Genomic DNA, 25,017 nt, shown 5'->3' on the forward strand with positions numbered 1-25,017 from the left:
CCACGGCAAACATGCCCAGAGCCCGTCGCGTCACCCCCTCCCCCCGAACCACCCGCTCTCATTCAGCGCGCGGCGCTTCCTCGGCGACGCCATCCCTGGATGAGGCTTTCCAGGCCATCGTACAGGGCGCCGTGGAGGAGTCGTTCGCCTCCCTCGTCTCGGCCATGCGCCGCCTGTCCGAGCGCCTGAGCGGGCAACCTCTTCCCCCCATCGCCCGAGCCCCCCAGAAGGCTCCCGCGCCGCCGCCGCCGCCCGAAGTCAAACCCGTCGTCGAGCAGCCCGCGGCCTGCGCTGTCATTGGCTGCCGGCAGCCCGTCCGCACCCTCGGGTACTGTTCGGCGCACTACCAGAAGCGTCGGCTGATGGTCTCTACCGGACGGCTCCACGCCGCCTGGGTGGAGCACGCCACGCCCCACTCCATCCCGGACGTCATCCTCTCCCGCCGCCGTCGCAGCTCGTCGGAGGCCCCCTCGCAGCCCACCGCGCCGGCCCCCGCCCCCGCGGGGCCTCGTGTGTGGGTTCGCAAGAAGGGCCAGGCCCAGGCCGTCGGCGCTTCGGGCGAAGAGGGAGGCCCGTCCCTCCCCACGCTGCCGCCCTCCCTGCGCCCGTCGAACTCCGCGGACGTCGGTGACACCGTGAAGCGCTGGGCCGAAGAGTTCCTCGCGAACAAGCGCCGGAACTGACCGCTACAAACAACCCCGCGCTGGCCTCGAGCGCGCGTCCCTCGCGAAGGCGAAGCGGGACGCCCGAGGACGGCGCGGGGTTCGTGTGTGAGCCGTCCGACTCACGGCCACCCCGCGACGCCCGCCTCGAGGCACGACGACTTCAGTTCGCGTCGCAGCTGAAGCTGTTCTCTTCCCACTTCCCGCAGGCCGTGGGCAGCTCACACACCTGGTAGAGACACGTTTCGGAGACATAGCTGCAGCAGGTGATCTTCAGCTGCGGGTCCCCACCACAGCTCTGCCGCTTGGCGCCCTTGTGCGTCGCGGGAGCCTCCACCACACCACAACCCTCACCCTCATCATTGTCGCTACCACAGGCAGACAACAGGGGAACCGCGAGAAGCATGAAAATGATTTTGCGCATGCCCGGAGGAGAACATGACCCATACACACGGCACAACAGAACAGGAGTGAAAGCAATCAATCCGAAAGCATCCGCCGCGCGCTGAAACAGTTTGTTGCAACGCGAGGGCAGGTGCAGCAGCACACGCGCCACCCTCAGGGCGGCCGCCCCCTTGCTCACCCGAGCCGGAAGCCACGCCGCTCCATCGCGAGCGGCCTCCCCGGTGAGCCCCTCCCCACCGTTTCCCCTCTGAAAACCCGGTGCCCCTTGACAATCCCGGGCACCAATCGCACGATTCAATCAGTCGATTGAACCCATCGAAGTGCCCCCCGGGAGGCACGGGACGCCCCGTGCCCCGAGGGGATTCGCATCCAGGCTCGAGAGCCCCAGGACCTCCCTGGGCCCGCATGAGACCTGCACCGTCGAGGCTCGCCTCCGCGCCGCTCGCGCAACGCCACTCGTCTGTCTTTGATTCGGCTCGAATCCCATCGCATCTGTTTATTCGGGATGCGATGACAGAAATAAAAGGCCGGGGTGTTCGAGCTGGCAATCCCTCACACGGAGGCAGCACCACATGAGCGTCACCCTGAACCGTCGTTCCTTGCTGCACGCGGGCCTGGGCATCACTGGAGGCCTCGCGCTGCTGCGCACTCCGGCCGCCCAGGCGGCCCTCGCCCAGGTCACCTCGACGCCTGGCCAGGCGTCACCGCCACAGCGTCCCTGGTACGAGCTGGGCCTGCTCGCGGACCCGGTCATGGAGAACCAGCTCCTGCACTTCCTGGCCGCCACCTACAGCGCCCAGGCGGACATCGGCGAGGTGCTGGACACGGCCAGCCGCATCTCCATCGACGATGACTGGAGCTGGCCCACCGAGTGGGTCCGCACCGCGGACCGCGTGCGCGCCATGGGCGACGCGAGCTTCACGCGCAACCACACCCGCAGCGCCGGCAAGGCCTACCTGCGGGCGGCCAACTACTACCGGGCCGCGCTCATCCACCACCCGGACCCCCACCACGCCAGCGTGCTGGAGACGGGGCGCAAGTCGGTGGTGACGTACGAGAAGGCCCTGCACCTGTTGAGGATTCCCGCCACGCCGATCCGGATTCCCTACGAGAACACGACGCTCCCCGGCTACTTCTTCCGCTCCCCTTGCGCACGCAGCAGCGCGCCCCTGCTCATCTTCCAGCAGGGCCGCGACGCGTTCCCCGAGGAGTCGAAGTACGTGATTGATGACGCGCTGGAGCGGGGCTACCACTGCCTCATCGTCCACGCGCCCGGTCAGGGCATGGCCATCCGCGAGCAGAACCTGCCCTTCCGTCCGGACTGGGAGAAGGTCATCACCCCGGTCATCAACTTCGCGGTGCGCATCGCCGGCGTGGACGCGCGGAGGCTGGCGGTGCTGGGCTGGAGCATGGGTGGGGCGCTCGTCCCGCGCGCCGCCGCGTTCGAGCACCGCATCAAGCTGCTCATCCCCAACCCCGGCGTCCTCAACTGGGGCAAGTCCAGCTTCGACCAGTTCAACGCCTACTTCCCGGAGATGATGCGCCTGTTGGACACGGACCCGGCGGCGTTCGACGCGGCGATGTACCAGCTGATGACGCAGGTGTTCCTGTACCGCTGGTACATGCGCGACTCCATGAACAAGCACGGCGCGACGTCACCGTCGGACCTGATGTTCAAGCTGCGCGAGTTCAACGAGCCCATCGTCCACCGCATCCGCGCCCGCACGCTCGTCATGGACGGCACCGCGGAGGCGTACTCGGGAGGCCAGGCGAAACAGCTCTATGACGCGCTGACGTGCCCGAAGGACTACATGCTCTTCACGGAGGAGGACACCGGGCTCCTGCACTGCCAGGAAGCGGCCCAGGCGGTCGCCAACCACCGCATGTTCGACTGGTTCGACGAGAACATCTGAGTCGCGACACCCCGTGGCGCCGGGCCAGGAACAGCGGCCCGGCGTCACGAGCGCGAGACTAGAAGCGCATCTGCATCCGCACGCCGCCGTACACCCAGGAGTGCATCGCCTTCTCCTCGATGTCCTCCGACTCATCCCGCTCGTTGCCACCGGACTCACCCGAGATGGAGACGGTGGAGTACTGGCCCAGCGTGTACGTCAGGTAGGGGCCCACGGAGAACGCGGGCGTGATGCGGAAGTCGAGGCCGCCCTGGGCGGAGACGAACTCCAGGCCCTTGACGCTGGCCGTCGCCTCGACGTCCGTGTTCCCCACGGTGGCGGAGGTGGTCTGGCTGGCGATTTCGTAGCCGATGCCCAGACCGACCCAGGGGTCGATCTTCGGGGTCGCCTGGAAGTGATAGGCGACATTGGCGCCAAAGCGGAGCTGGCTCGCGCTGCAGTCCACCTGGTCGGGACAGTCATCCTTCAGCGAGAGGATGCCGTACTGGAAGTACGCGCCCACATAGATGTTCGGGTTGAAGAAGTAGCCCGCCTCCACCTGCAACGGGATGGCGGCCGAGAAGGTGTCGCTGACCTTGTTGCTGGCCGAGGCGCTCTCCTCGCTCGTGAACTTGCCGAACGGAATGCCCAGGCCCGCGCGCAGGCCCAGCGCGAAGCCACCGCCCTCCGAAGACTCGCCGCTGTCGTCCGAGTAGCCCGAGTCGGTGTCCTCACCGTCCTGGGCCAGGGCAGGCGACGCGGCGAGAGCGAAAGACAGGGAGCACAACATCCACTGCGTGCGGCTTTTCATGAAGGAAGTCCCACGAAGAAACGAGTTGAACGCCCACACCCTCAAGGTGTCGGTCGTGCATTAAGACGCGGGACCCCGTCAGTTATTCAACAGGGGGCATGACTTCCCGACCTGGGGCCGCCCAGACCCAGCCTTTGAATATCTCGGGCTCGGGGGGACTTGTTTCACTCAGGGAGCGACGAAGTTCTTCCAGCCGCGCAGGTAGCCCACGAAGCCCGGTGACGCACCGCCCTGGAGCAGGACGTCCTCGGAGACAGGCGCGAGGTGGAGGTCCTCGCCTCGGTGGATGCGCTGGGGCCAGTCGTGGTTGGCGATGGCGCCACGTCCCAGGGCCACGGCGTCCGCGCCTCGCGCGAGCTGGGCCTCCGCGTCCTCTCGCGTCCAGATGGCACCCGCCACGACGATCTTCACCCGCGACGGCAGCGCGCGACGGAACAGCGTCACGGCATGTTCCTGGGGGCGCTTCAGGGTGTTGAGCGCGGCGCGCCACAAGGACAGGTGGAGGACATCCATGCCCGCGTCCGCGAGCATCCGGGCGACCTCCAGGTTCTCATCGAGGTCCAACCCCTTCGCCTGGCCGTAGTCCTCCGGAGAGATGCGCACGGCGAGGACCCGGGACGGCACGGCGCGGCGCACCGCGGTCAGCGTCTCGCGCAGGAGCCGTGAGCGGTTCTCGAGCGAGCCGCCCCACGTGTCCTCGCGCTGGTTGTAGACGGTGCTCAGGAACTGGGACAGCACGTAGCCATGCGCGCCATGGAGCTCCACGCCGTCGAAGCCCGCCTGGTCGCATCGCCTGGCCGCGCTCGCGAAGGCGTCGATGGTGGAGAGGATGTCCTCCTCCGTCGCCGCGCGGCACTGACTGCGCTCGTCGCGGTGGGCGCTCGGGCCCCAGCACTCGAGCCCGCTGACCGCGGGGTCCGCGCGCAGCCCGCCGTGGAAGAGCTGGGCGGACAGCAGCGCTCCGTCCTGATGAATCGCCTTCGCCAGACGCGTCAGGCCCGGGAGCATCGCGTCATCGTGGACGCCCAGCTCGCCGGGCCAGGCCTTGCCGTCCTGCTTCACGTGCGCGGCGCAGGTCTCCACCAGGCCGAAGCCTCCCGCCGCGCGCCGGGACAAGAAGCGCAGCTCGTCGTCGGACAGCGTGCCGTCGGTGTGGCTCTGCATGTTCGTCAGCGGCGCCAGCCAGATGCGGTTGCGCGCGACGACACCCTCGCGAAGCTCCAGCGGTTCGAAAAGTCCTGCCATGGCGAGCGACTCCCGCGACGAGGGCACGAGGGGGCGTGCGCCCCTCGGCCCCTGCATGGCATGAGTCGTCACGTCGGTGAAGGTGATTCGCTTCGTCAACGCCACCGACGCGACATCCGCCCCCGCTCAGGAGGCGAGCGGACCCGAGGCCTCGAGCCGCTTGCGGAGCTCCTCGATGGTCACCGACGGCGAGCCATCGCGGCCCACCAGCGTCGACCCGTCCGTGGGTGAATACAGCGCCGGGCGCGAGTACAGCGTGCGCAAGGCGTGGAGGTGGGGATAGACGAGCGAGACCTCGGGCCTGATTTCGCGCAGGTGCTTGCGCAGGAGCGGCGCGAAGCGAGGACTCATCGCCGGGAAGATGTGGTGCTCCTGGTGATAGCTGAAGTTGAGGTGCGCCCAGTTCATCAGCGGGTGGGTCTCCACGCTCGCCGTGTTCACGAAGGGATTGTCGCTGTCCTCGGAGGCGCCCAGGAGCCAGTGGTTCGTGGCGATGTAGATCATCAGGGTGATGTTCGCGACGACCATCGGGATGAGGATGGCGTAGAGCGCGCCCCTGGGCCCCATGGCCCACCCCAACGCGCCCCACCCCACCGCGAGCAGCAGCGTGAAGACGCGCTCCTTCAGACGGTTCATGCGCACGTGCTGGAGGTGGGGTTGGTTGATGTGATGCCAGAGGAAGGCCTGCCCCTGCCCGGTGAAGAAGAAGCTGAAGCTGACGTAGCTGAGCCACGTCCCGGAGCCCGGCGATATCGCGTGGAACAAGCGGGCGAACCACTGGGTGCGCAAGTCGGGTTGGCGCGGGAGGATGTCCGGGTCCCGGTCGAAGATGTTCGCCGCGCTGTGGTGTGCCTGGACATGCCAGGCCCGCCAGTTGCCCGGCGTCACGAGGAAGGGACTGAAGCCCGCCCAGCCGATGACGTCTTCCCAGAACCGGCTGCGGAAGACGGAGTGGTGGAGTGCCTCGTGGGCCGCCAGCCCCACGCAGGTCACCATCTGCCCCAACACGAAGGCGATGACGAGGCTGGCCCACCAGGGCAGTCCGCCCCACGCCACCCACGCCATGCCGCCCAGGATGAGCGGCACCAGCGCCAACGCGATGACGCCCCGGTGGGCTTGAGGTTCGAAGGATGCGGGAGGCAGCACCCGGCGCAGCTCCGCGCGCAGGTGCTTGGGGTCCTCGATGGGCACTGGGACTGTCGACAATGCAGTGGAGTTCATTGTGTTCCCTCGAGACAGTGGGTTCAGGCCATGGGCCGGGCGACGCCGCCCTCGAGGAGCATCCGCAGGCACCCCGCGTCGTCGACCGCCGCGACGGTGCCGCAGTGGAGGATGTCTCCGTCAATCCATGGGTTGAGTGACTTCAACGAGAGCCGCAGCGGCATGGCATCGGGCCTGGACACCAGTCCTCGGTCGAAGGTGGCTCGCTGGAACTGGATGGGCGCGAAGACGGTGTCCGACACGCCATTCACATGCATGGCGCTCAGCCGCAGGGCCGCGTCGAGGATGAGCGCGGGCACGGTGGCCCCCGCGTCCTCCGTCTTCGACGGGAGGCCCAGCTTCGCGAAGCGCGCCGACGGCTCCAGGCGGATGTCCTCCAGGCAGTCGAACATCTTCCGCAGCTCGATGGGGCCCCCGCGTGCGCAGTGCGGGTCCTCGGCGGAGAGACCGCGCCCGGAAGGCGTGGCCGCGTCCAAGGCCGGTGCGCCCCGAGGCGCTTGCGCCGACAGCGTGAAGCGCGCTTCCGCGTGGACCACGTCGCGCTCGAGCACCCGGCCCGAGCCATGGACGATGTCTCCGACCAGCCGCACCCTCACGCTGAGCAGGCCGGGCTCGTCGGCCAGCGGCGTGCACTCCGCGCGCAGGTCCTGGCGGCCTCCGGGCTTCACGCGGATGAAGCGCGAGAAGCGGACGTCCTCGATGGAGACGGTGCGCAGCTCCGGCCTGCCGTCTCCCAGCGCGGCGCGGAGCATCAGGTCCAACGCCCAGGCGCCCGGCAGCGTGGGGGTGCCTCGGACGAGGTGGTCCTCCAGGCAGGGAACCTGGACCGCGTCCACCACCAGGTCCTTGAGCACCGTCTTCGTGACAGCGGGACTCGCGGGCGCGGCCGACGGCATCAACGTCAGGCCGTAGTAGGAGCGCTCGCTCTCGGTGAGCTGCACGTTGATGGCCTCGCGCGGCTGGCCCTCGATGAGCTGCAGGAAGAGCGCCTCGCCTTCCTCGGCGCGAATCCCACGGAGCTTCCGGCTGGCGCCGAGCACGCGGTACTCGGAGCCTCGCGTCATGCCGATGCCGTCCCAGGCGAGCCAGCCCACGCTGCACCAGGGGGTCCCCGTGCGGCGGTCGCTCACCCAGGCGCAGAGCCGGTCCAGCGCCTCGTTCGCCGCGCCGTAGTCCGCCTGTCCGTCATTCCCGATGAAGCTGAACGCGGACGTGAGGACATGGAACGGCACCGACGGGCCGAAGCGGCTCGTGCTGGCCGAGTGCAGCTGCTGGAGTCCTCGCAGCTTCGTGTCCAGGTTCGTGCGCAGCTCCGAGAGCCGGCGGCGGTTCAGCTTCTTGGAGGTCTGGGTTCCGGCGCCGTGGACGACGAGGTCCAGGCGGCCGTGCTCGTCGACCAGCTCGTCCATCACTCGCGCCACGTCCTCGGCGCGGGTGACATCCGCCACGCGGTAGACCATGCGGCCCGGCAGTCGTGAGAGCTCCGCGAGCGTGGAGCGCAGCTCTCGCACCGCGAGGTGCCGCTCGAAGCGGGCTCGAAGCTCCGGCATCTTCGTGCCCGGCTTCGAGGCCAGCTCGGTGGCGTAGAACTCCCGCTCCACCTCGGAGAGCTGGGCGTCCGAGGCTTGGAGCACTCGCGCCGGAGCGCTCTCCGGGTCGCTGCGACCCAGCAGGACCACGGTGCAGCCGTAGCGCTTCAGGAGCGCGCCAGCGAGCACCGCGGTGACGCCTCGGCCTCCGCCCGTCAGCAGGACCACGGAGCCCGCATCGAGCCGCGACTCGCCCGTGGCGGGCGTCGTGGTGGGGCGCAATCTGCGGACGTAGCGTGCCCCGGCGTCGAAGCAGACCTCGACCGACGGGCCCCCTTCCTCCTCCGAGCCAAGCTCCATGAGCGCCAGGTCCAGCGCCTCGCCGAGTGGACGCCAGGTGGTCGCGATGGCTCGGACGTTCTTCGAGGGGACCTCTCGTGCGATGGACTTGAGCATTCCGGAGAACAGGCCTGTCACCGGGTGAAGGACTCGACGAAGCCCCACGCCTCCGACGCACAGGCTCGCAAGCTCGATGCTCCCCGCGAGCAGCCCCTCGTAGGAGCGCCGCGCCGCGAGGAAGAGCAGCTCCAGGGCTTCATGGCGCAGCGCCGTGTCCTCGACGACGCGGGCCTCGCTCGATGCGGCCTCCAGGCGGTGGACCGCGAGGATGAGGCTCGGCTCGAAGCCCAGGGACTGGAGACCCGCTTCCGCGCGCTCCTCGCTGGAGGTGTCGATGCCGAGGACCCGGCCCGCTCCGGACGACGTTCCGGCGAAGACCACTCGGTACTCGGCCGCCCCGAGGCGTCGGGCCTGTTCATCCAGCTCCTTCGCCAGGACTTCATCCCGGGCGATGAAGAGGACGCGCTGCCCGGTGAGTCGAGCCGCCCGCGTCACTCGCGCGGGCTGCGCGACGAGCACGGGGGCGTGGTAGCCGATGACGGCGGCATGGTCGAAGCCGTCACCGCCACTGGCGGGGGGCGCCACGTCGGCGGCCCCGGGAGCGTTCGGCACGGGAGGTCCCGCGACCGCTCGCATCGTTTCTGCGCTCGCGACCGTTCGCGTCGGCTCTGGAATCGCGGACGGAGCGGACTGGACACGGCCGAGGGCGCCTGCAACGCGCTGGCCCTCCTCGGTGTGCACACGCCCCGTCGACTGGAACTGCTCGACGGGGGTAATCGCCTCCGCCGCTCTCGCACTCCTCAACACGGGTGACGACAGCGGCATGGCCTCGCCCGGCGTCAGCCGGACCTCCAGGCGCGCACCGCTCGCGGCATCGGGACGGAATCGCAACGTGGTGGCGCTTCCTCCGGCCGCCGCTTGCACGGCGCGCAGCACCTCCAGCCCCTCCCGAGCCGAGTGCGCTGGCAATTCAACCCCCGCCGAGTCACGCGGGCCTCGGGTCTCCGACAGGTGCAGGTGGCACAACACCTTCAACCCCCGCTTCGCTGCCGTCGCGGCGGTGGTCACCGCCAGCAACATCACTCCCTCCGAGAGCGAGGCCCCTTCCGAGACCTCCCCCGGCCGGAGGACATGGGCCCCCCCCACCAGCGCCAACTCGAAGCCCGACGCCAGCACACCTCGAGCGGCCTTCAGCGAGGCAGCCAACGAGGCCGCTCCCGCATCCACCACGAAGTTCGGGCCCTTCACATCCAGCGCCCCGGCCACACGCCCCGGCGTCACGTTGGCCATCATTCCCTGGAGCGTGTACGGCCCCGAAGGACGCAGCGAGCCCACCACCGTGTCATGCAGCCGCTCCGCCAACGGCAGCAGCACGGCGCGCTCGGGCGTGCTCAGCACCCACTCACGGAGCTTCCTTCGCGTCGAGGACGCCAGCACCCGCTGAATCGCCTCCACGCCTCGCCGCGTCTTGCCCTCCAGCCCGAGCACGATGGCCGTCCCCATCCTCAGCTCCTCGAACTTCCCGAGCTTCTGGACCAGCGCACTCGCGGCCGTGAGCGCGAGCCCCTGCGTGAGGTCCATGTCCTCGGTGATGTCCGGCAGCAGCCGCACCGAGGACGGTGGCCGGTACGCCCCCACGTCGAAGCGCGTCCCTGGCTGCGACGCATCCGACGTCCTCGGCACCCCGAGCGCATCGGGGTACACCCCTTCGGCGGCCACCACGACCAGCGTGTCCGCCCACTTCGCGCTCCGCGCCACCACCGCGCCCCCCCGGTACTCCTCCAGCACCAGGTGCGCGTTCGTGCCGCCAAAGCCGAAGCCATTGGTCGCGGCACGCCGAGGATGCTCGCCATTCTCCGGCCAGGACTGCTCGCGCACGCAGACCTCGAAGTCCGTGCCCAGCGCGCTCAGCTCCTTGCCGGCCTTCTCGAAGTTCGACTGCTTGGGGATGAGCCGGTGCTCCAGCGCCTTGCACAGCTTGATGACCGACGCGGCCCCCGCCGCCCAGCCCACGTGGCCAATCAGCGCCTTCACGCTCGCCAGCTGGATGCCCTGGCGCTTGCCACCGAAGACCCGCGCAATCGACTTCAGCTCCGTCGCGTCTCCCGCGGGCGTGGCCGTGCCGTGCGCCTCCAGGTACTGGATGGTCGCCGGGTCGATGCCCGACTCCGAGTAGCAGGTGTTCATCGCCGCCACCTGTCCCTCCACGCGAGGAACGTTGGCGGAGCTGCTGCGCCCGTCACTGGAGAGCCCCGTGCCTCGGATGATGGCGCGAACCCGGAGCCCCGCCGCGAGCGCGTCCGGCAGCCGCATCAGGCCGACCACCCCCGCGCCCTCGCCGAAGATGACGCCATCGGCGCGCGCATCGAACGGCCGGCTCCCCGTCGCCGAGAGCCCGTTGAACTGCGAGAAGAGGCAGCTGTTCCCAGGCCCCGGCGAGAAGACGCCACCCGCGAGCACCAGGTCCACCTCCCCCAACTGGAGCGACTTCATCCCCAGCGCCATCGCATACAGCGACGAGGCACACGCGGCGTCGAGCAGCACCGAGGAGACACCCCGGCCCACCACGTCCTCCACCACCGCCTGCAACGTCGGATGCGGCGCGAGCTCGGAGGAGCGCGCCCCGACACCCAACACCTCCCGCGTCGCCTGTGACAGCAGCGCCACCTCCGCGCCGCCCACGCCCTTCGCGCGGAGCAGCGCCTCTCCCGCCTCCACGCTCAGCGCGGCGTCGTACTCGGCGGAGCCTTCCGCGGTGGACCCCAACAAGCACTGGACACGCCCCGGCGCCCGAGCGACGAGCTGCTCCAACCCCGCCACGCCCTGCGCCAGCGCGATGGCCAGCAGCTTCTGCTCCCGCACGTACTCCTGGAAGCGCACCGGCTCCATTCCGGGCGGAGCCACCAGGTCCTCATTCCGGACCGCGCCCGCCAGCAGCGTATAGGCCCGGTCCGGAGTCCCCGTCGGGCCCACGAAGTCCGTCACCAACGAGGGCTCGGCCAGCCCCGGGTCGACGATGCCGCTGACGCCCTCGCGGATGTTGCGCCAGTACGCCTCCGGGTCCTTCGCTCCGCCCGGGAACATGCAGCCCAAAGACACGATGGCGATCACCGAGTCCTCCGGCTTCACCTCGGCGGACTCCCCGCGAGGAGCCTCCGCGGGGAGCAGCTCGGAGATGGCCTGCACCTCCAGCGACTTCCGCTCCGGCAGGATGCGCTGGACGATGCGCGACAGTCGGCCCGCCGTCCCGCAGTCCAGGAAGCGCGTGCACCCCGCGCGCGACAGCAGCTCCACGGCGCCCAGGAAATCGAACGGCTTGAGCAGGTGCGCCGCGAGCGCCTCCGCCAGCTCTCCCGGAGCCCCCGTATAGACGCGCCGCTCGATGGGCGAATAGACGGGCTTCGAGGACGGCTTCGTCGCGATGCGCGCCAAGGCCGCGCGGAACATCTTCGCCGCGGGCTGAAGCGCCCGGTGGTGGAACGGATAACGACTCACCACGAAGGTGAAGCCCTGCCCTCGCTGCTCCAGATGCGTCCGGAGCCGCTCCAGCTCCACGCGGGGCCCCGCGACCACGGTCTGCTTCGCGTGGTTGCGCCCCGCGACGACCAGCTGCTCCGCGCCACACTCGGACAGGGCACGTGCCGTCTCCGCCTCGCTCAGCGCGATGGCCGCCAGCGTGCCCAGCTCATCCGACACCTCGCGCAGCGCCAGGATGCGCAGGCACACCACCTCCGCCCCCGCGCTCAGGTCCAACGCTCCAGCCGCCGTCAGCGCGGCAATCTCTCCGAAGCTGTGTCCCACGAAGACGTCGGGAGCCTGCCCCTGGCGCGCCAGCCACCGCGCACCCAGCACCCCAGACAGGAAGATGCCCAGTTGGTCCAGCCGAGGCGACTGCTCCAGCGCGCTTCGCACCTCGGCCGCGTCCCGCGCCGCGAGCAGCGCGCTCGCGTCGAAGCCGTAGCGCCGCGCCACCGACTCCACCCCCGCGAGCTCCTCCCGCAGCTCCGGCTGCAGCGCCTTCAGGCGGACGAACAGCTCGGGCTCGAAGGACCCCTGTCCCGCGAAGAGGAACGCCCGGGCCCCCTCCGGCAGGCGCCACGCGGCCTCCGCCTTCACCCCGGACGCCACCGCCAGGGAGTCCTCGACGATGCGGGACGTCCCCAGCGAAGCCGGGTCCGCGAGGAGCTGCCTCGCCAGCGCGCGCAGCGACTCCGGGAACAGGTCCTGCACCGCGGCGCCCCCCTTGAGCGCACGCTCACGGACGCTGAGGCCGCCCTCGGGCTCGAAGATTCCCGCCAGCGAATCCAGGCAGGGGCGGAACGAGTCGGGGAACGGGCAGAGCAGCCCCGTCTCCCTGTCCGCGCACAGCACCGTCTGGTAGCCGCACGCGACGGGCGTCCCGTCCCACTTCATCGTCCGGAAGCAGAAGCGCAGCGACACCTCGCCCCGCGCCTCGAACGAGGTGAACACCACCAGCCGGTCGCCCAGGTTCGCGGGCGACAGGTTGCGCGAGTACCCCTCGTGCGTGAGCAGGAGCACCCGGTCGAAGTCGCGGCGGAACTCCGGCACCTCGAAGAAGTGCGGACTGAAGAGCAGGTGCTCCCGGCCCGCGCACTGGAACTTGAAGTTGGTGAGGAAGTGATGGCTCCCGTAGGCCATCGTGTCATCGAAGTGGATGACGTACGGGACAGCGAAGTAGCCCATGGTGAAGTCCCCCATTCGATGTTCAGGAATCCAGTGCGCTCAGCGCCCGCAGGTCGTGTCCGTTGACTTGCGGCCGCCCGTCGGGAAGCAGTCCATCCACCGTCGCGGAGAGCCCGCCGTCCACCACCCAGACGGCCCCGTTCACCCGCTGTGTCTTCGGGCCCAGGAGCAGCTCCGTCACGTCGGCCACGTCCTCCGCCGTGCAGAGTTGCCCGCCCGGCGTGGCGGCCTCCCAGCGAGACACCCGCCCTGGCGCGTTGGGGAACATGCCCAGCAGCTCCCCATGCACCGGGCCCGCCGACACGCAGTTGGTGCGGATGCCCTCCGGCGCCAGCTCCGCCGCCAGGTAGCGCGTGAGCGACTCCACGCCCGCCTTCACCACGCCCTGGCAGCCCAGGTCATACATGTACCGCTGCGACATCGAGGTCGACATGGTGACGATGGCGCCGCCACCTCGCCGCGCCATCAGCGGACGGGCGCGCATGGCGCACTCGTAGGTCCCGGTGACACACGTGCGGAACGCCTTGTCCCAGTCGCGCGGGGCGATGCGGTCGAACGGGCCAATCAGCCCGTTGGAGGCGTTGCACACCAGGAGGTCCAAGCCTCCCAGCCGCTCCGCGAGGGTGGTGAACAGCCGCTCCAGGTGCTCCTCCTGCGCGACGGAGCCCCACACGTGCAGCGCCTTGCCCCCCGCGGCGACAATCTCCTGCGCGGTGCGCTCGCCCTCGTCCCGGGAGTGGAACGAGTTCACGACCACCGTCGCCCCCGCGCTGGCCAGCCGCTGCGCGATGACCTTTCCAATCCCCTTCCCGGAGCCGGTGACGAGCGCCACCTTCCCCTCGAAGGGAAGCGGCTGCCGGACGGCGACGGGCGGCGGCGCCACCCCTTGCGGCACCTGCGCCACCGCGCTCGTCACGGGCGCATTCCCCTGGCGGGAGCGGAGCTCCTCGCTCACGGCCGAGAGCGTGCGCAGCCGCCGCGACGGCCGAGGCCCCAGCTCCAGGCTCAGCTCCTTGGCGAGCACGGCCAACACCTCCGCGAGCTTCACGGAGTCGATGCCCAGCTCATCCTCCAAATCCGCCTCCGGCGTCAGCAGCTCCTCCGGGTAGCGCGTCACCCGAGCGAACACGGCGCGCACCCGAGCCTCCAGGTCCAACGGAAGGCCGGCCGCCAAGGGAGAAGCCACGGGCGCGGGAATGGACGGGGCCGCGGGCACGGGTGCGGGGGCAGCGTCCTCGAGCTGCGCCACCACCTGTTCGGCGATGAGGCTCAAGGTGCGCGCCTTCGCGCCCCGAGGCAGCCGCTCCACCGCGAGGCCGAACTCACGCGCGACGACGGCGGCAATCTCCGCGAGCTTCACGGAGTCGATTCCCAGCTCGTCCTCCAGCTGCGCCTCGGCCGTCAGGATGTCGAGCGGATACCGGGTGACAGTCGCCGCGCAGTGGCGAATCCGCTCCAGGACGTGTGAATGCGACAGGGGACCCAGGCGTGATGACGGGGACATTCTGAACCCTCACATTTTCAGGAACAGCTTGGGATGGATTGAGTCGCGTGCTTTATGCACGGGGGGTCTGACATTCAGTGCATCCCTTCCCCAGCACTCGCAACTCAAAGACAGGCACGAACGTCCGTTCGAGAGCACATCACCGCCTGAATTGACAAACACCCATCTCCCGTCGACATGTGAGGGAAATCCACGAGGCGTCAGAGGGGGAGACAAGGCGACACAGCGGAAGGACACACGCATGTGAAGCATTGATGATACACGTCTCGCGTCCATGGCCCAGGATGGCCAGGTCACCCAGACAAGCCCTTCAAAACACAAGCATCGCCAGTGTCACTTGACACCCGCGATGAAGACATCCACGACACAGCGGACTGCTCGACTCCACACGGGCCCGGAGAATCCGCCGGGCCCGTGTGGCCTCACTGAAATGACCAACCGCTCAGTTCTTCGCGACCTGCTGGCGCAGGCTCTCTTCCTGCGCCTGGAGCTCGGGCGTGAGGGCGGCGCCGAAGTCCTCGGGGTCGAACACGCGGCGGATTTCAATCTCCGACTCGACCAGCATCGGGTTCGGGCAGCGCTTCACCCACTCGACGGCCTCTTCCAGCGACTTCACCTGGAACAGCCAGAAGCCGGCGATCAGCTCCTTCGTCTCCGCGAAGGGGCCGTCAATCACGGTCCGGGTGGAGCCGCTGAAGCGAACCCGCGCGCCCTTCGAGCTGGGGTGGAGGCCCTCACCCGCGAGCAGCACTCCGGCCTTCACCAGCTCCTCGTTGTACTTCCCCATCGCCTCCAGCAGGGACTGCTCCGGCATCTTTCCCGCTTCCGAATCCTGCGTCGCCTTCACAATGACCATGAATCGCATGTCGTCTCTCCGTCGGGGGTCGCGGTTGCGTTGACCGGTGTTCTTCCCGGCCTCTATCGCTTCGTCGAATGACCTGGGGAACGATCGACACGGCCCTGAATTATTTCGACGACCCAGGCCAAGCCCGCGAAATGACTGGCCGCGCGCGGCGGGGATGTTCGAAAAGTCCCAGGGAATTTCCCGGAGATTTCCTCCGAGTCCCATGCGCCTGATTCCATCCGTGAGGAATCGGGTGCGCGAGGAGACCCGAGCAGGTTGACCCGAAAAATGGCGGGGGCCTCTCTCATGGCTCGGTGCCTCCGGGCCCTCTCCCCTCGCAGCCGAAAGGCAAACACCATGCAGCTTCCAGGACCTCTCCACCGGATGGGACTTCCCACCCTGGTGGTCCTCATGACCCTGCTCGCCTTCCTGGCTCCCGAGCGTGTCCTCGCGGCGGACCGGGGCGCGTGGGCCCCCAACGTCCAGTACGCCACGGGTGACATCGTCGCCTACGGGGGCAAGGGCTACGACTGCCGTCAGCCGCACACCTCGCTCGTCGGGTGGGAGCCGCCCAACGTCCCGGCGCTCTGGTCGCCGAGGACCGGCACGCCTCCCACCGACACCGAGGCCCCCTCCACGCCCACGGGCCTGGCGTCCCAGGGCGTGAGCAGCGACAGCGTGACGCTGTCGTGGAATGCGTCCACCGACAACGTGCGCGTCACCGGCTACGAGGTCTTCGTCAACGGGGGCACGACGCCATCCGCGTCCACGGAGACGACCGGCGCCAGCGTGGTGGGGCTGTCCCCGGCGACCGCGTACACGTTCACCGTGAAGGCCCGGGACGCCGCGGGCAACCGTTCACCGGCGAGCGGTTCCATCTCCGCGACGACGACGGATGGGCCCAGGCCCACGGGGAAGAAGATCATCGTGGGCTACTGGCACAACTTCGACAACGGCTCGGGCAACATCCGGCTGCGCGACATCTCCGCGAAGTACAACGTCATCCAGGTGGCCTTCGCGGAGCCGGTGGGCGGGCCGGGCTCCGGCAACATGGGCTTCGTGCCGTACAACTCGACGGTCGACGAGTTCAAGGCGGACGTCGCCTTCCTGAGGGGCCAGGGCCGCAAGGTGCTCATCTCCATCGGCGGCGCCAACGGCACGGTGCACCTGGATGACGCCACCGCGCGACAGAACTTCGTCACCACGATGCAGTCCCTCATCAGCACCTACGGCTTCGACGGGTTCGACCTGGACCTGGAAGGAAGCTCGCTGTCGCTCAACGGCACCGACACCGACTTCCGCAATCCCACCACGCCGCGCATCGTCAACCTCATCCAGGCCACCCGCCAGCTGCTCAACCAGAACGGCGCGGGTTTCGTGCTCACCATGGCCCCGGAGACGGCCTACGTGCAGGGTGGCATGGCCGCGTACGGGGGCCCCTGGGGCGCGTACCTGCCCGTCATCCACGCGCTGCGCGACAGGCTGACCTACCTGCACGTGCAGCACTACAACACGGGCACCGTCATGGCGCTGGATGGGCGGGCCTATGGGCAGGGCACCGCGGACTTCCACGTAGCGATGGCGGAGATGCTCCTGCAGGGCTTCCCCATCGGAGGCAACGCCTCCAACACATTCCCCGCGCTGCGTCCGGAGCAGGTGTTGATTGGCCTGCCGGCCTCGCCCCAGGCGGCGGGAGGTGGGTACACGAGCCCGGCCACCGTGCAGCGGGCGCTCGACTACCTCATCAAGGGCAAGTCCTTCGGCGGCGGCTACGTGCTGCGCAACCCCGCGGGCTACCCCGGCTTCAAGGGCCTGATGACCTGGTCCATCAACTGGGACAAGTTCTCCAACTTCGAGTTCTCCAACAGCCACCGGGCGTACCTGGACACCTACCCCTAGCCACGCCCTCCCAGGACCCGGCGCAGGCGAGGATTGCGCCGGGTCCGCCACGGCGCTAGGGAGGCGGTCCTCGTATGTCCGCGACCGCCGACCTGCTCGAAGCCATCCAGGAGGAAGCCCGCTCGGAGACGTGGTCCGCTGGAATGGGCCTCGCCCGCGCGGGTGCTGTCTCGGTGCAGTCCGTGGGCGAGGAGGAGACGGTGCTGCGCGTGCGCGCCACCGGCCGCCCCGCCCCGGTGACCACCACCCTCTATCCCGAGGATGAAATCTGGGAGTGTGACTGCCGAGGGAAGGTGGACCCGTGCGAGCACGTGGTCGCCGCCGCCCTCTTCCTGCACCACTCCTCGCAGAAGGGCGTGCCGCCGCGTCCCAGCGCGCCCCCGCCCCAGCGCCCCACCGCCGCGCCGCGCCCCCCCGTGAGCGCCGCGCCGCGCGCCCCCGCGAGCCCGGCCCCCGCCGGAGCACGCCCTGGCGCCGCGCCCAAGCCGGAGCGGATGGTGTACCGCTTCAAGCGCGTGGAGGGAGGGCTCCAGCTCGAGCGGCTGGTGGTGCGGCCCGACAACACCGCGCGCCTGCTCGCGCGCAGCCTGTCGTCGCTCCTGACGAATCCGGTGGAGGCCGCGCGCATCCAGGTGGAGCCGTGTGACCGCGTCGCGGACGCGCTGCTCGCCAGGCCCACGCGGGGCGCGTTGCCTCCCGAGCGACTGGAGGCGCTGCTGCGTGCGCTGGAGCCCGCGCGCACCATCCTCTTCGACGGCATGCTGGTGTCGGTGTCCAGCGAGCTGCTCCTTCCCCGCGTCACCGTGGAGGACCGCGGCGAGCAGACGGTGCTGAAGGTGGACCGGGACCCGCGCGCCACGGAGGTGGTCAGCCCCGGCATCGCGGCGGGAGGCGGCGTGCTCTTCCGGCTCGGTGAGCAGGCGCTCACCGGCTCCCGGCTGGAGAAGCTGCCGCAGGAGCGCGTCTTCTCGCCCGACCAGATGGGCGACCTCACCGGCAAGGTGCTGCCGGAGATGGCGCGGCGGCTCCCCGTCGACGTGAAGAGCAAGCGGCTGCCGGCCATCGACCGCACGCTCAAGCCGCGCATCTCGCTGGAGCTGGACCCGCTGGACGCGGGCCTCTCCGCGCTGCCCACGCTCGTCTATGGCTCCCCGCCCACCGTGCGCATCGACAACGGGCGCATGGTGTACCTGCAGGGCGCGGTGCCCGTGCGCAACGAGGCGGCCGAGCAGCAGCTCATCCACGGCCTGCGCGACGAGCTCAACATGGTCCCCGGGCGACGGGTGACGGTGCAGGGCAAGGAGGCCGTGCAGCTCGCCGACAAGCTGCGCAAGTGGCGCGGCGGACTCACGGGAGACGCGGCGCGCTTCGTCAGCCCCGACGTGAAGCTGCGCCCCTTGCTCAACGTGGAGGCGGGCGCGACGGCGGCGGGGGTGCCCAGCGTGGGCTTCTCGTTCGACTTCCAGGTGGAGGGCGCGGGAGACGAGGCGCCTCGCACCGTGGACGCGGGCGCGGTGATGAAGGCGTGGGAGGAGGGCCTGGGCCTCGTTCCCCTGGAGGGAGGCGGCTGGGCCCCGCTGCCAACGCAATGGCTGAAGTCACACGGTCACCGCGTGGCGGAGCTGCTCGCGGCGCGAGGCTCGGATGGGCGGCTGGCCAACCACGCCATCCCCCAGCTCACCGAGCTGTGCGAGGAGCTGGAGCATCCGCCCCCGCCCGGCCTGGAGCGGCTGGCGCCCCTGGTGCAAGGCTTCGAGAAGCTCCCCGAGCCCCAGCTCCCCTCGGACCTCACGGCGAAGCTGCGCCCGTATCAGCTCCAGGGCGTCAGCTGGCTCACCTTCCTGCGGCAGGCGGGCCTGGGCGGCGTGCTCGCGGACGACATGGGTCTGGGCAAGACGCTCCAGACCATCTGCATGGTCGGCAAGGGCACGCTCGTCGTCGCGCCCACCAGCGTGCTGCCCAACTGGCACGCGGAGGTGCGGCGCTTCCGCCCCTCGCTGAAGGTCTCCGTCTACCACGGCCCCGGACGCTCGCTGGACGAGACGGCCGACGTCACGCTCACGACGTACGCGCTCATGCGGCTGGACGCGGAGGTGCTGGGCGCGCGGCAGTGGGACATGGTGGTGCTGGACGAGGCCCAGGCCATCAAGAATCCCGACAGCCAGGTGGCGCGCGCGGCCTACGGACTGGAGGCCCAGTTCCGGCTCGCGCTCAGCGGCACGCCCATCGAGAACCGGCTGGAGGAGCTGTGGAGCCTGATGCACTTCGCCAACCGGGGACTGCTCGGTGGGCGCAAGGACTTCGAGGAGCGCTGGGCGCGCCCCGTCAGTGACAACCTGAAGGGCGCGGCGGAGCGGCTTCGCGCGCGCATCCGGCCCTTCGTCCTGCGCAGGCTCAAGCGGGACGTGGCCCCGGAGCTTCCGCCTCGCACGGAGTCCGTGCGCCACGTCACCTTGAGCGAGCACGAGCGCGCCGTCTACGACGCGGTGTACTCCGCCACGCGCGAGGAGGTGGTGTCCCAGCTAGAGGCGGGCGGCAGCGTGCTCAAGGCGCTGGAGGCGCTCCTTCGCTTGCGTCAGGCCGCGTGCCACCCCGCGCTCGTGCCGGGCCAGCAGGCGAAGTCGTCGTCCAAGGTGCAGGCGCTGGTGGAGGCGCTCTCCACCGCGGTGGAGGATGGCCACAAGGCGCTCGTCTTCTCGCAGTGGACGTCCATGCTGGACCTCATCGAGCCCGCGCTGCGCGAGGCCGGCATCGGCTTCATCCGCCTGGACGGCTCCACCGCCAACCGAGGCGCCGTGGCGGAGGCCTTCCAGGACCCGAAGGGCCCGCCCGTGATGCTCATCTCGCTCAAGGCGGGCGCCACGGGACTGAACCTCACCGCGGCGGACCACGTGTTCCTGGTGGACCCGTGGTGGAACCCGTCCGTGGAGAACCAGGCCGCGGACCGCGCGCATCGCATCGGTCAGCAGCGCCCCGTCATGGTGTACCGGCTCGTGTCCCAGGGCACGGTGGAGGAGAAGATCCTCACGCTCCAGGACAAGAAGCGCGCGCTGTTCGAGTCCGCGCTCGGAGGCGCCTCGGGAGGCGCCGCCATCACCCGCGCGGACCTGATGCAGCTGCTCGACTGACGGCGGGCCTCCTCAGTCGCAGGAGGTCTGCCCCGTGAGGGGCTTGTTCGTCGTCGTGATGCAGGAGCAGATGCGCGAGTCGCAGGTGAACGTCGCGGTCTCCTCACACAGCGAGCTCACCTTCTGGAACCCGAGGACCGGCCGGCCCTCGGTCTCCAGGTCCTGGAGGTAGACGGTGTTCCCCTGGACCGCGAAGGCATAGGTGAACTGCGTGGTCATCCGCTTCTCCTCGAGCTCGTCGCAGTTGCCCGTCACGGAGACCGTCAGCTTCCCGCCGTCCGCCTTCCAGGTGCCCACGAAGTTGCTCCAGGAGCGGCCGATGAGGAGGATGGACTTCCCCTGGATGAGCATCGCCTGCGAGTGGTGGCTGCCCTGCGCCATGCGGTAGAGGCCATCCGCCAGGGTGCCTCCCGTCAGCGCCGGAGGATTCGCCACCTCCCGGCTCGTCGGATACCAGGTCGAGCACCAGCCCACGGCGGAACACTGCAGCGCACTCCCGCCACCGCCGTCCTCACCGTCGTCGGAGTTGCCGCAGCCCACCGCCAGCAGGGAGAGAAGCACCCCGAAACCCATCGCTGTCTTCATATCGTCCTCTCGAGAATCCATGGGGAAACCCGGCCCCATGAAGAGGAGACACGCCGCACCAGGGTGTTGCGGGGAATCGACAGCTACCTCGGACAGAGGCTCCACTCGGCTCGCGCGTCCAGGGTCTCCCGCGCATAGGCCCTCCGCCAGGGGTCCAGCTCCGCCCACGCTCGCGCCGCTTCCTGGCACGCGTCGGAGGTGGCCCCCGTCAGTCGAAGCGCCTGGGCCAGACGCCGCCGCATCAAGGGCACCTGCGCGGAGACCACCTGCTGCGCCATGAGGGCGCCGAGCCCCTCCCGCAAGGGCGCCAGCGCTTCCACGGGCTTTCCTCGCGCGAGGTGGATGTCTCCCAGCAACAGCAGCGTCTTGATGCGCTCCGGGGAAGAAGGCCCCTGGTCTCGCTCCAGGCTCGCCAGCGCGCCCTCCGCGTGGGTCCGTGCCTCGTCCACACGCCCCAGGAAGAGCAGCGCGTCCGCGAGGGAGCGCAGTCCCTCGCCATCCACCGCCCCCTTCGCGAGCAGCGGCTCCTGGAGCGCGACCCCTTGCGCATGGAAGCCCCGGGCCTCTCGCGCGCGGCCCAGCAGGCGCAACAGGCGCCCCACCTCGTGCGCATCCAAGGCCACTTCCGGATGGGTGGCGCCATAGACACGCTGGTGATGGACCAGGCTGCGCCGCGCCTGCGCCAACTCCTGCTCCCGCTCTCCCAGCTCGCCCAACACGCCCAGCCGGTTCGACTCCATGCCCATCAACACGGGGCTGTCGGGCCCCACGCTCTTGCCCGCCAAGGACAGGCTCTTCTCGGCGGCCTCCCGTGCTTGGGGACCGTGTCCCCACTCGAAGTAGATGATGGCCAGGGTGGACCAGGTCCGGGCCACCGCCAGGTGTTCCTCACCGAGCGACCAACGCAGGATGGCGAGGGCCCGCTGAAGGGACGCCTCCGCGCGCGAGAGCTCACCCAGGTGCGCCAGCGTGCCACCGAGGTTCTGCAGGGCCACCCCGGTGTGCGGATGCTCCGCGCCGTGGAGCCCCTCGTGAATCCGGAGGGCCTCCTCCTGCCAGCGCTTCGCGTCCAACAGCCGGCCTTGGTACCGGGCGAGAATCCCCAGCCGGCCATTCAGCTCCGCGCGCGCGAGCACCTGGCCTCGCGCGGTCGCCGCCTCCAGCGACTTGCGAAGGAGGACCTCCGCCTCCGCGAAGCGCCCCTCCTGCTCCATCAGCTCCGCATGGACATGGTCCAACAAGGTGTCCAGCTCCGCATCCCGGAGCGTCTCCGCCACGGCTCGCGCGCGGTGGAGGAAGGGCCAGGCCTCCTCGGCGCGCCGCAAGTCGTGTCCCAGCAACCACGCCTGCGCATGCAGCACCCGCGCGAGCACGCCCAGGTGACGACCCGCCTCCGCCGCGAGGGCCCCCTGTGACAGGGACGCTCGCGCATCCTCGAATGCCCCCGCTTCTTCTTGAAGGCGGGCGCAGAGCAGGTGGGCCTCCGCCTCCAGCGGCCGGTGACGCGTGAGCAGCGCACGGTCCCTCGCGGGCAGGGCCACCTTCAGCGCCTCGGTCACGTGCCCCGCGAGCAGCTCCGCCCCCGCCTTCGCGAGCACGGCGCGCACCGCCTCCACCTCCGCTCGGGCCGCGGGGTCCTCGGGCGGGGACACCGCCTCCTGCAACGTCCTCACATCGGCGCAGCGCGCGACACCTCCGAGCGAGGTGCCCAACGCGAAGCCTCGCTCCACCGTGCGGGTGTCCGCGCCCTGCAACGCCACCGTCAGCCGCCCCAGCTCGCCCAGCCGCTGGTCCAGACACGTCATGCGCAGTCCGAGCACCGCGTCGGATTGCTCGCCGAACACGCGCGTCGCCTCACACGCCTCTTGATGCGCCCGCGTCCACTCCCGCGTCCACCGGTCCAGCGCGGAGGCCACGGCCTGGAAGGAGGCCTCGGCCGCCGGAGCCCCTGTCTTCAGGAAGGCCCGACGGGTCGACTCGCGGAGGGGCGCATCCCAGACGCCCGTGAGGTGCCGCTCGCTCCCATGGCACGTCTCGCGAGGCTCCGAGGTGTGGCCCCAGGCGAGGAACACCGCCCCCACCAGTCCACCGCCCACCACCGCGGTGACCAGCGTGCGCCTCCAGGCTCCCGCATCACGGGCGAGTCGGGCACGCAGGGCGTCCATCGACTCGAAGCGCCGCGCGGGCTCGGCGGAGAGTCCTCGACGGACCAGGGCCTTGAGCCAGCCAGGGACTCCTGCCTGCTCGGGCCGGATGGATTGCCGCTCCATCGCCGACAGGAGTTCTTCGTGGGTCGCGCCCTCGAAGGGCCGCTGCCCGTTGAGGGCCTCGTAGAGCGCGACACAGAAGGCGAACTGGTCCGAGCGCGCATCCCCCCGCTCTCCCCGGAGCTGCTCCGGCGAGCCATAGGCGGGGGTTCCCAGCAACGCGCCCGTGACGGTGAGGCGCTCGGTGCCGGAGGCAGCGGGCCCTGGCCCCGGCCTCGCGGCGTGGGTGCTCGTGACATCGGACAGGCCGAAGTCGGTGATACGGACCTGTCCCTCCCGGGTCAGCAGCACGTTGTCGGGCTTGAAGTCGCGGTGGACGATGCCCAGCGCATGGGTGGCCGCGAGCCCCTCCGCTGCTTGGATGAAGCGCGCGAGAATCTCCCGCCGCGAGCGCGGCTTCTCCAGGAGCCACCGCCGCAGCGTGCCGCCCTCGACCAACTCCATCACCAGGAAGAGCTGTCCCTGGTACTCCCCGACATCGTGAAGGCTCGCGACATGGGGATGGGACAGCCGCGCCATGGTGCGCGCCTCTCGCTCCAGCCGCTGACGCGCCTGCGTGAGCGCGCCTTCCCGAAGGCGCTCGAGGTTGAGCAGCTTGAGCGCCACCTTGCGGTCCAGGTCCGGGTCGTACGCGGCATGCACACGACCCATGCCGCCTTCCCCCAACAACCCCAGCACCACGTAGCGCCCCACGCGAGTCCCGGTGACGAGCGGCCCCGGCGCGGGTGCGGACAGCGGAGCGTCGAGCGCACTCAGCGCCGCGAGCACACCCCGGCACTCGGAGCATCCCGTGACATGCGTCCGCACGTCTCGCATCGCCTCCGGCGCGAGCACGCCATTCACATGACGCGTGAGCGTGTCCTCATCCGGGCACGTCACCGAGGCCCTCCCAGCAGCCCCGAGAGGCTCAAGTCCAATCGGCCATGGATGGCGCGCATCAAGCTCTCCAACTCCTCCTCGCGCAGCGACAGTCGCTCCGACAACACGCGCCGCGTCCGCTTCTCCAACAGCGCCTGCACTCCAGAGAGCCGACGGGACAGCGTCGACTTGTGCAGCCCGAAGAGCGCGCCCATCTGCTCCAACGAGAGACGCTCGACGAAGTGCAGGCGGAGCACCTCCCGGTCTTCATCATCCAGCGAGGCCACGGCGCGGACGAAGGCGGCGCGCACGTGGGCTCGCGAGTCCTCGCGGATGAAGCTCAGCTCCAGTCCTCCTGGCGCGGGATGCGCGGCGAGCACCTCCGCCTCGACGAGGGACTCCTCCCCCTGCGCCTTCCGCATCCGCAGCGCGAGCCGCACCGCGGTGATGTTCACCCAATGCAGCAACGAGCCCACTCCCGCATAGCCCAGCAAGCGAGGTGGCGCGTCCTCACGCGGCATCAAGAGGTTCGCCCGGAGCGCCTGGAGCACCTCGTCCGCGAACGCCGGCGAAGGATGGATGCGAGCCAGCGGCACCCGCAGCTTCTGGAGGACCTCCTGCTCCAGTCGCGCATCCGCCCCCGCGAGCCCCTGCCCACAGGCGAGCGCGAGCGCGAGGTCCCGCGCGTGCAACCGCTCCAGCACGAGCCCCGGCTCCTCCGCCCGCGCGAGCTGCGTGCCCAGGTGCCGCGCGAAGGCCCTGGGCTCGGGCGCGGCGCCTTGCAGGGACGCCGCCTCGTCCAGCGCGCGCGACACGGCCTCGCCCAGGCGCGGCCAGGCGCGAAGGCAAGAGGCGCCAGGCTCTCCCATCGCGTGCAGCATGACCTCCAACGACGCGTCGAGGCGACTCGCAGCCATCCGGGCCTCTCCTACGCCGAGCCCGCGAGCCCATGCCCCGGACTCGAGCCGCTTCTTCCGTGCGGCCTTCGCGATGCACCTTCCGCGAAGTGGCGGCGCGCACTCGCGCCAGCCAGTCCCTGCAGGAGTACCGAGGAGTCCGTGCGC

The 25,017-nt window shown here is 70.0% G+C and carries 14 protein-coding genes; 4 read left to right on the forward strand and 10 right to left on the reverse strand.

What is annotated here, in order from left to right; translation table 11 throughout:
- The first annotated feature begins 131 nt into the window (after positions 1 to 131).
- The gene (locus MYSTI_RS29875) at positions 132 to 683 is read left to right on the forward strand and encodes a hypothetical protein (protein WP_015351547.1); all 552 of its coding nucleotides are present in this window, start codon (positions 132 to 134) and stop codon (positions 681 to 683) included.
- A 142-nt stretch (positions 684 to 825) separates the two neighbouring features.
- On the opposite strand, the gene MYSTI_RS43395 is transcribed toward MYSTI_RS29875, so the two are convergent.
- Complete coding sequence (locus MYSTI_RS43395) at positions 826 to 1,086, reverse strand: hypothetical protein (protein ID WP_144370184.1); 261 nt, start codon at positions 1,084 to 1,086, stop codon at positions 826 to 828.
- Positions 1,087 to 1,639: 553 nt separating this feature from the next.
- Between MYSTI_RS43395 and MYSTI_RS29880 the strand changes: the two genes are divergently transcribed.
- Positions 1,640 to 2,980, forward strand: a complete 1,341-nt coding sequence (locus tag MYSTI_RS29880) for an alpha/beta hydrolase family protein (RefSeq protein ID WP_015351549.1) — start codon at positions 1,640 to 1,642, stop codon at positions 2,978 to 2,980.
- Between the two features lie 58 nt (positions 2,981 to 3,038).
- Here the strand turns inward: MYSTI_RS29880 and MYSTI_RS29885 are convergent, their stop codons facing one another.
- From MYSTI_RS29885 to MYSTI_RS29910, 6 genes are all read right to left on the reverse strand, one after another.
- Positions 3,039 to 3,770: an outer membrane beta-barrel protein gene (locus MYSTI_RS29885; protein ID WP_015351550.1), complete on the reverse strand. Its 732-nt coding sequence runs from the start codon at positions 3,768 to 3,770 to the stop codon at positions 3,039 to 3,041.
- A gap of 168 nt (positions 3,771 to 3,938) precedes the next feature.
- Complete coding sequence (locus tag MYSTI_RS29890) at positions 3,939 to 5,015, reverse strand: NADH:flavin oxidoreductase (protein WP_015351551.1); 1,077 nt, start codon at positions 5,013 to 5,015, stop codon at positions 3,939 to 3,941.
- A gap of 126 nt (positions 5,016 to 5,141) precedes the next feature.
- Positions 5,142 to 6,236, reverse strand: a complete 1,095-nt coding sequence (locus MYSTI_RS29895; RefSeq protein ID WP_015351552.1) for a fatty acid desaturase family protein — start codon at positions 6,234 to 6,236, stop codon at positions 5,142 to 5,144.
- 23 nt (positions 6,237 to 6,259) lie between these two features.
- Positions 6,260 to 12,868, reverse strand: coding sequence for a type I polyketide synthase (locus MYSTI_RS29900; RefSeq protein ID WP_015351553.1), 6,609 nt, complete (start codon positions 12,866 to 12,868; stop codon positions 6,260 to 6,262).
- Between the two features lie 22 nt (positions 12,869 to 12,890).
- Positions 12,891 to 14,372 (reverse strand): SDR family oxidoreductase, encoded by a 1,482-nt coding sequence (locus MYSTI_RS29905; RefSeq protein WP_015351554.1) that lies wholly within the window; start codon positions 14,370 to 14,372, stop codon positions 12,891 to 12,893.
- A 442-nt stretch (positions 14,373 to 14,814) separates the two neighbouring features.
- Positions 14,815 to 15,237 carry a YciI family protein gene (locus tag MYSTI_RS29910; protein ID WP_044281604.1) on the reverse strand — a complete coding sequence of 141 codons (423 nt, stop codon included), beginning with the start codon at positions 15,235 to 15,237 and terminating at the stop codon, positions 14,815 to 14,817.
- A 336-nt stretch (positions 15,238 to 15,573) separates the two neighbouring features.
- Here MYSTI_RS29910 and MYSTI_RS29915 point away from each other — a divergent pair, with 336 nt between their 5' ends.
- A complete protein-coding gene (locus MYSTI_RS29915) occupies positions 15,574 to 17,115 on the forward strand; it encodes a chitinase (RefSeq protein ID WP_044281610.1) in 1,542 nt (513 codons plus the stop codon).
- 74 nt (positions 17,116 to 17,189) lie between these two features.
- Complete coding sequence (locus tag MYSTI_RS29920) at positions 17,190 to 20,243, forward strand: DEAD/DEAH box helicase (protein WP_015351557.1); 3,054 nt, start codon at positions 17,190 to 17,192, stop codon at positions 20,241 to 20,243.
- A 12-nt stretch (positions 20,244 to 20,255) separates the two neighbouring features.
- Here the strand turns inward: MYSTI_RS29920 and MYSTI_RS29925 are convergent, their stop codons facing one another.
- The 3 genes from MYSTI_RS29925 to MYSTI_RS29935 all read right to left on the reverse strand — a co-directional run bounded on the left by MYSTI_RS29925 (position 20,256) and on the right by MYSTI_RS29935 (position 24,870).
- Positions 20,256 to 20,828, reverse strand: coding sequence for a hypothetical protein (locus MYSTI_RS29925; RefSeq protein WP_015351558.1), 573 nt, complete (start codon positions 20,826 to 20,828; stop codon positions 20,256 to 20,258).
- An 83-nt stretch (positions 20,829 to 20,911) separates the two neighbouring features.
- Positions 20,912 to 23,974, reverse strand: coding sequence for a serine/threonine-protein kinase (locus MYSTI_RS29930; RefSeq protein WP_015351559.1), 3,063 nt, complete (start codon positions 23,972 to 23,974; stop codon positions 20,912 to 20,914).
- Positions 23,971 to 24,870 (reverse strand): DNA-binding regulatory protein, encoded by a 900-nt coding sequence (locus MYSTI_RS29935; RefSeq protein ID WP_015351560.1) that lies wholly within the window; start codon positions 24,868 to 24,870, stop codon positions 23,971 to 23,973. The genes MYSTI_RS29930 and MYSTI_RS29935 overlap by 4 nt, the downstream gene beginning before the upstream one ends.
- Positions 24,871 to 25,017 lie beyond the last annotated feature (147 nt).

Origin of the sequence: Myxococcus stipitatus DSM 14675 (assembly GCF_000331735.1) — a bacterium.
In the GTDB taxonomy this organism is placed as follows: Bacteria; Myxococcota; Myxococcia; order Myxococcales; family Myxococcaceae; genus Myxococcus; species Myxococcus stipitatus.

What these genes read in the sequence shown, in the direction of transcription:
- MYSTI_RS29885 (WP_015351550.1), bottom strand. Translation starts at nt 3,770, where the DNA reads ATGAAAAGCCGCACGCAGTGGATGTTGTGCTCCCTGTCTTTCGCTCTC.
- MYSTI_RS29880 (WP_015351549.1), top strand. Translation starts at nt 1,640, where the DNA reads ATGAGCGTCACCCTGAACCGTCGTTCCTTGCTGCACGCGGGCCTGGGC.
- MYSTI_RS29905 (WP_015351554.1), bottom strand. Translation starts at nt 14,372, where the DNA reads ATGTCCCCGTCATCACGCCTGGGTCCCCTGTCGCATTCACACGTCCTG.
- MYSTI_RS29925 (WP_015351558.1), bottom strand. Translation starts at nt 20,828, where the DNA reads ATGAAGACAGCGATGGGTTTCGGGGTGCTTCTCTCCCTGCTGGCGGTG.
- MYSTI_RS29900 (WP_015351553.1), bottom strand. Translation starts at nt 12,868, where the DNA reads ATGGGCTACTTCGCTGTCCCGTACGTCATCCACTTCGATGACACGATG.
- MYSTI_RS29890 (WP_015351551.1), bottom strand. Translation starts at nt 5,015, where the DNA reads ATGGCAGGACTTTTCGAACCGCTGGAGCTTCGCGAGGGTGTCGTCGCG.
- MYSTI_RS29895 (WP_015351552.1), bottom strand. Translation starts at nt 6,236, where the DNA reads ATGAACTCCACTGCATTGTCGACAGTCCCAGTGCCCATCGAGGACCCC.
- MYSTI_RS43395 (WP_144370184.1), bottom strand. Translation starts at nt 1,086, where the DNA reads ATGCGCAAAATCATTTTCATGCTTCTCGCGGTTCCCCTGTTGTCTGCC.
- MYSTI_RS29935 (WP_015351560.1), bottom strand. Translation starts at nt 24,870, where the DNA reads ATGGCTGCGAGTCGCCTCGACGCGTCGTTGGAGGTCATGCTGCACGCG.
- MYSTI_RS29920 (WP_015351557.1), top strand. Translation starts at nt 17,190, where the DNA reads ATGTCCGCGACCGCCGACCTGCTCGAAGCCATCCAGGAGGAAGCCCGC.
- MYSTI_RS29915 (WP_044281610.1), top strand. Translation starts at nt 15,574, where the DNA reads ATGCAGCTTCCAGGACCTCTCCACCGGATGGGACTTCCCACCCTGGTG.
- MYSTI_RS29910 (WP_044281604.1), bottom strand. Translation starts at nt 15,237, where the DNA reads ATGCGATTCATGGTCATTGTGAAGGCGACGCAGGATTCGGAAGCGGGA.